This window comes from Nostoc sp. UCD121, from assembly GCF_014222285.1.
Taxonomy (GTDB): Bacteria; Cyanobacteriota; Cyanobacteriia; order Cyanobacteriales; family Nostocaceae; genus Nostoc.
On sequence record NZ_JACKZS010000324.1, the window covers coordinates 1 to 5,558 of the forward strand.

The 5,558-nt window shown below is 38.6% G+C and carries 8 protein-coding genes and 1 pseudogene; 2 read left to right on the top strand and 7 right to left on the bottom strand.

Annotation, left to right across the window (positions count from 1 at the left end; translation table 11 throughout):
* Positions 1–138: 138 nt before the first annotated feature.
* Positions 139–562: pseudogene (locus GNF10_RS34570) on the top strand (hypothetical protein).
* 68 nt (positions 563–630) lie between these two features.
* Here the strand turns inward: GNF10_RS34570 and gatC are convergent.
* The 3 genes from gatC to GNF10_RS34585 all read right to left on the bottom strand — a co-directional run bounded on the left by gatC (position 631) and on the right by GNF10_RS34585 (position 2,439).
* Positions 631–924 (bottom strand): Asp-tRNA(Asn)/Glu-tRNA(Gln) amidotransferase subunit GatC, encoded by a 294-nt coding sequence (gatC, locus tag GNF10_RS34575; RefSeq protein ID WP_185580609.1) that lies wholly within the window; start codon positions 922–924, stop codon positions 631–633.
* Positions 925–1,035: 111 nt separating this feature from the next.
* Entirely contained in the window at positions 1,036–1,557 is a 522-nt protein-coding gene (locus GNF10_RS34580; RefSeq protein WP_100902961.1) for a photosystem I assembly protein Ycf3, read from the bottom strand.
* 174 nt (positions 1,558–1,731) lie between these two features.
* Positions 1,732–2,439: an SOS response-associated peptidase gene (locus GNF10_RS34585; protein ID WP_185580610.1), complete on the bottom strand. Its 708-nt coding sequence runs from the start codon at positions 2,437–2,439 to the stop codon at positions 1,732–1,734.
* Between the two features lie 198 nt (positions 2,440–2,637).
* On the opposite strand from GNF10_RS34585, the gene GNF10_RS34590 reads away from it, so the two are divergent.
* Positions 2,638–3,249, top strand: coding sequence for a glutathione S-transferase family protein (locus GNF10_RS34590; RefSeq protein WP_185580226.1), 612 nt, complete (start codon positions 2,638–2,640; stop codon positions 3,247–3,249).
* Between the two features lie 101 nt (positions 3,250–3,350).
* Here GNF10_RS34590 and GNF10_RS34595 read toward each other — a convergent pair whose 3' ends face one another.
* From GNF10_RS34595 to GNF10_RS34610, 4 genes are all read right to left on the bottom strand, one after another.
* Positions 3,351–3,578: a DUF167 domain-containing protein gene (locus GNF10_RS34595; protein ID WP_185580227.1), complete on the bottom strand. Its 228-nt coding sequence runs from the start codon at positions 3,576–3,578 to the stop codon at positions 3,351–3,353.
* Entirely contained in the window at positions 3,556–3,972 is a 417-nt protein-coding gene (locus GNF10_RS34600) for a DUF2809 domain-containing protein (RefSeq protein WP_185580228.1), read from the bottom strand. The genes GNF10_RS34595 and GNF10_RS34600 overlap by 23 nt, the downstream gene beginning before the upstream one ends.
* A gap of 170 nt (positions 3,973–4,142) precedes the next feature.
* On the bottom strand, positions 4,143–4,694 hold the full coding sequence (locus GNF10_RS34605) for a DUF2231 domain-containing protein (RefSeq protein ID WP_185580229.1): 552 nt from the start codon (positions 4,692–4,694) through the stop codon (positions 4,143–4,145).
* 27 nt (positions 4,695–4,721) lie between these two features.
* Positions 4,722–5,462: a DUF2993 domain-containing protein gene (locus tag GNF10_RS34610; RefSeq protein WP_185580230.1), complete on the bottom strand. Its 741-nt coding sequence runs from the start codon at positions 5,460–5,462 to the stop codon at positions 4,722–4,724.
* Between the last annotated feature and the right edge of the window lie 96 nt (positions 5,463–5,558).

Genomic DNA, 5,558 nt, shown 5'->3' on the forward strand with positions numbered 1-5,558 from the left:
TAAATTATATTTTCACTTACAAGCATTGTTAATTGATTCTTGATCTGGCTTAAATACGACTTTTTCAGCAAGCCCTACTTAAAACCGTCTGGATTTGAGGTTAACGAACAACATTGCAGCCATAGCTAATTACTCGAAATTTATCTAGAATCTATTACAAAAAATATTATTTAGGGAAAGTTAATATTCCTATACTTAAAGGTATTAATTTATCTATCAAAGACGGAGATGTAGCTATTATGGGTATTTAATTTCTTACCTCGCTCAACGGCAATAGAAAATATTATATTGCTAATAGTTTATACTAATATTCCTAAGCAAGAACGCCGCGATCGCACAAAAAAAGGTGAGATTATCGCAACAGAACGAATTTTTAACCACCCAAATCAACTTTCTGAAGGTTAGGGGTGCATTAGATAGCAAAATATCCCAAGAAGTGATGAATTTGCTATCGGAATTGAACGAGCAGTGAATGACTATTGTGATAGTAACTCACGAAGAAAATATTGCAGATCAAAAAAAACAAATGATTTATGTCCAGAATGGTTTACTTGTCTCTTGATTATCCAGATATGAAATAACTAATCTGGATTTTTTGCAATTATTTTCTCTGCTCATCAGTATTTTTACTTAGTCATTGCTGTTAAGAATTTTTGGAACTTTGAAAAATTCGCCTTCTTGGTCAGGCGCACTGTTAAGAATACTTTCACGATTAGCATAGGGTTGCAATTCATCCTCTCGTGTGATATTGCTAACATCAATCGCCCGTGTTGTTGGGGGCACATTACTGACATCCAACTCATCCAACTGTTGAATATAATCCAGAATACTTCCCAACTGGGTAGTAAATTGTTCTTCTTCTTCTGGAGTCAATTCTAAACGAGCAAGATTAGCTACTTTATGAACTTGTTCTTGGTCAATCATAAATTGTTATTGGTCATTGGTCATTGGTCATTGGTCATTGGTCATTGGTCATTGGTCATTGGTCATTGGTCATTAGTCCTTAGCAAAGGATAAAGAACTAATGACTAATGACTAGAAGAATACGTCAATTTGCGATCGCCCGGTGGTTTTCAACCAGTTTTGGGCTTCGATGTAGTTATTGGGAGCCATGCGAATAGCTCGAATCCAATAGTCTGCGGCTTGGTCAAACAGTGCTTCGCCAGCCTCGTTATCTCCAGCTTCTTTCTCTTTTTCGCCTTGGTAGTGATAAATCACGGCGATGTTGTTCAAGGCTTGGGGCATCCGTGGGTTTAACTCAACTGCCTGATGATACAGTTCTAAAGCTTTGTTGTGGTCGCCGTTGCTGGCATAGATTAGCCCCATATTGTAGAGAATATAACCGCGATCGTTGGTATCTTCCTCTAATGTTAAAGCTTCTTCATAGTACTCCAATGCTTCAGCATATTCCCCTTCTGCTTGGGCCGACATGCCATCTCGATAATAAACAAACGCTTCTTTAGCTTTTTTGTTAGTTGGCAGAATCTTCAAGATGATATCTGCCATCACTGTAAAGGATTTGTCAACAAAATTATCATTTTTTTGTGTTCTTGGCATATTTGTCTCTGGGTATTACTAGATATGGGGCATTGGGTTTGGGCATTGGGCTAGGCACAAGAGGTAGAAGTGCAAAGGGGCAGAGAGGAAAAACTTACTGCAACTTCTCCTCTGCTCCCCTGCTCCCTGCTCCTTCATCTCCCTCATCTCCCAACCCCTTGGCACGCTCAATAGTTAATTTAACTGATTTGTGGGGGTGTTCTCCTCACTGAGTGGGATGATGCACTCTGGGCTATTATGCCGAGAGTTGTTTACCAAGGTGCTAACTGGATATGCAATCATTGCTGGCGCTGGATAGGGACGCAATAGCTGCTGTAGGGTTTGGGGTGTTTGGACTTGAGAATCTAGCCATAAATCGTAATCTTTTGGCTCTAGAATCACTGGCATCCGGTCGTGGATAGGTTGAAGTAATTCGTTTGCTGCCGTTGTCAAAATTGTACAAGAGATTATTTCTTCGTTATCAGGCGATCGCCATTTCTCCCATAAACCGGCAAAGCCGAAGGGTTGCCCATCTTCAAGACGAAAATAAAACGGCTGCTTTTTACTTTTACCTTGTTGACGTTGCCATTCATAAAAGCCATCAGCTAACACTAAACAGCGACGATGTTTAAAAGCCGAACGAAAAGCTGGTTTTTCGGCAACAGTTTCTGCCCTAGCATTAATCAGCTTTGCTCCCATTCCTGTATCTTCTGCCCATGAGGGAATTAATCCCCAATGCAACTGCTGAAATTCACGTTTTTCGCTTGCGGGGTTTTGTAACACAGTTGCCACCATTTGGGTAGGCGCGATATTAAAATTGGCTACTAAATCTAGAACTGGCTCGATATGGAAAACTTGGGCTAAAGCTTCTACTGACTGGTTTAGAGTAAATCTTCCACACATACTTTTATTCTCAACCACTAACTAAATTAAATATTTCAATCTAGAAATCAATAATATGTTTTTTATTTTTTCAGATAATTTTATTTAGTACTCAAAAGCTAAATTTTAAAAGAAATTATCCGGTTTTTGGAAAATATTTTGGTAAAATATTGTATTTTAAGCCTTCACTTATCAACATATTGATAACTGCATTTTAGCATGGAACTACTGCGTTTGTACGATTTTTTACCTTCCGGTAATGGTTATAAGATACGTCTTTTATTCACACAACTAGGTATGCCTTTTGAAAGGGTAGAGCTTAATATTTTGAAAGGCGAGACTCGAACACCAGAATTTTTAAGTAAAAATCCTAACGGAAAGATACCTATTCTAGAAATTGAGCCAGGGCAATACTTAGCAGAGTCAAATGCCATATTGGTATATCTGAGTGAAGGGACAGAATTTTTGCCTTATGACCGCTTTTTACGAGCGCAAGTGCTGCAATGGTTATTTTTTGAACAGTATAGCCATGAACCTTTTATTGCCACATCAAGATTTTGGATTTCTATTTTAGGTAAAACTGAAGAATATAGTGAAGCTATTAAGGAAAAACGCGAACCAGGCTATGCAGCACTTAGCTTGATGGAAAAACATTTAACCTCTAACACTTTTTTTGTAGGAGAGCGTTACACAATTGCTGATATTGCCTTATTTGCTTACACTCATGTAGCTGATGAAGGTGGGTTTGATTTAACACCATTTTCTGCTATTCAAGCTTGGATAGAAAGAGTCAAATCTCAACCAAGATATATCAGCATTACAGAAGTATAAAAAGTCGATTTTACAAGTTTGCATCTCTCATTTATTGCTTCTGCTAGAGGTTATCTTGGCAACTAGGTAAAGTTTTTCAAAAATACATTACTCAGTATCAACTAGGGATCTGTATCAATTTCTATCAGCTTTTGCCGAGAGGATAAACCCGACTTAATTCTGATATCCGATTTGGCTACATCAAATTTTTTTGCTAGGAGTTTAATTAACTCTTCATTAGCCTTACCATCAACTGGAGGCGATTTTAAATATACAGTCAGACTACCATCAGGTTGTTCTTCAATTTTTTGCTGTTTTGAATTAGGTTTAACTTTGACTTTTTTTTGCATAACCCATTTTATATAATTGTCGCAGCCATAACCAACCTAAAACACAACCCAATGCGTAATGAGGAAAATCCCACCAGACAAAGGTAGTACCAAGTAATAATTTACCTATTAAGGTGGCACGAATTTCATTTAATAGTGGCGGATGCCAAAGTTGTAAGAATTCTAGTATACAGGTCATGACAAAAACCCATATAGGAATTTGAATTATCGCCGCCCGGCTTCTGAACAACCAAAAAGCAAATAAACACCAAAATATTTCATAAAGTATATCTCCTCCGTAGTCATTAAACCACTCATGGCCAGTCCCACTATAAAACTTAGACAAAATGCCCATCGGTACAACGATGAGCATAGAAATAATAATAAATATTGTTTGATTACGATGTTGGAGCATTTTTTCAAAGCTAAAAACCAAATTTTAGCCTTGGCACTGTTCTTTCTTAATAATTCGTAATTTTGTATTTTATTAATAATATTTACGCCAAACTACAGTTTGTAAAGGCAATTCATGAATTGCCCCTACCTGAAAATCCTTTTTTTCGGCTATTGTTTGCGTAAGCCCTGTTATGGATATCTTCTGCTACCAGCGCCCACTACGCCGATTTTGTGGCGATAGGAGAGTTCGGCACCGAACCAGCCGGAAGCGCTGGTGAGTGTACCAACAACGAGTGAGATTAACAGTCCCCAGGGTACTATTCGGGATTCAGCGTCGCCCCAACGTAGGAGGAAGTTGACGAGTGATAAAACTAGGATAGAAACGTTAAGGATCAAATGCACCCAACCGGCGGTGCGCTTGCGAACTCGTTCAATTTTCAAAAAGTCGCTCAGACCGATCGCAGCAGCGAGTAAACCTCCAGCTAATCCGAGTCCGATTAACCATAGCGAAGCCCTAGCCCAAAAGAAATCACCAGTTAACCAGTAGCCAATGTCACTTCCCAAGGCGGCGGCTAAAAAGGCGATAGGAAAGATCACACTCAGGGGATGTAGGGGATGTCCTGCGATCGCAACTGTGCTGGGTACGCCAGTATCCCGATATTCACTATCATTACTTTCGATAACTGGTGGAATATTGGGAAAAGGTGTTGAATTTGTTTGCGTTGTTTCTGTACTTTCCATTATTTAGTATCCTCAATTAATTAGTTTTTAAGCAGAAGGAATTTGTTCAATATAAGCTTCAGCTTGTAGGGTTAGCTTGCCTACTTCTGCTCTTAGTTGCCTAACTTGTAGATTGATTCCCTCTAAATCAAAATTACTCAAATTCAAAATCTCGCTAGTTTCATCTACCAAAGCTTTTGTCAAATCTGGCGATATTTCTTCACTTTCACCATACTCAACATTTTCTAGAGAAACTGTTTTTCCATTAGGGTTGATCTGAGGGATCGCAGAAAAAGCAACTTGGTGATTCTCACCTGTTTCTACTAATTTTATACTGGCATTTAGTGCTATTTTCCCATCACCAGGTAGTCGAAACTCTACATTTTGTGGTTCAATAGTCGTCAATTGCCCGTTAACATGGATTTTTTGACTTTGTAGCTGCGATCGCACATATTCTGAGTTAAAGGCGCGATTGATATCAGCTTCAGTTAACACGACCTGGGCATTAGCTTCTGTAGGTTGGGTAAGTTCTATTTTGCCAAAAGCCACACTCAGAGGATTGATGGCAACGTCAGTCATTTGCATTTTCAACTCCTCCATCCGGAGGTCTTTTTGCATTACTAAACCTTCGCCTTCAACGCTGACTGAATCTACTTGTCCCTGAACTAGTTTAAACGGATCTGTTTTAATGTTTACATCTAAGTTCTCGGCTTCATCTAATTGGCTGGATAAGCCTATCTCTGCGGCTTTATTTAGCGCCTGCTCTCCTAATCCAGAATTTTCTGGCATTATTAAATTAACTCCTATAAATAGCTAAATAGCATATCCTTGAATTAATTTAATAAATTAAAATTATATTTTTATCTATCTGGCGAGGTAATGTAT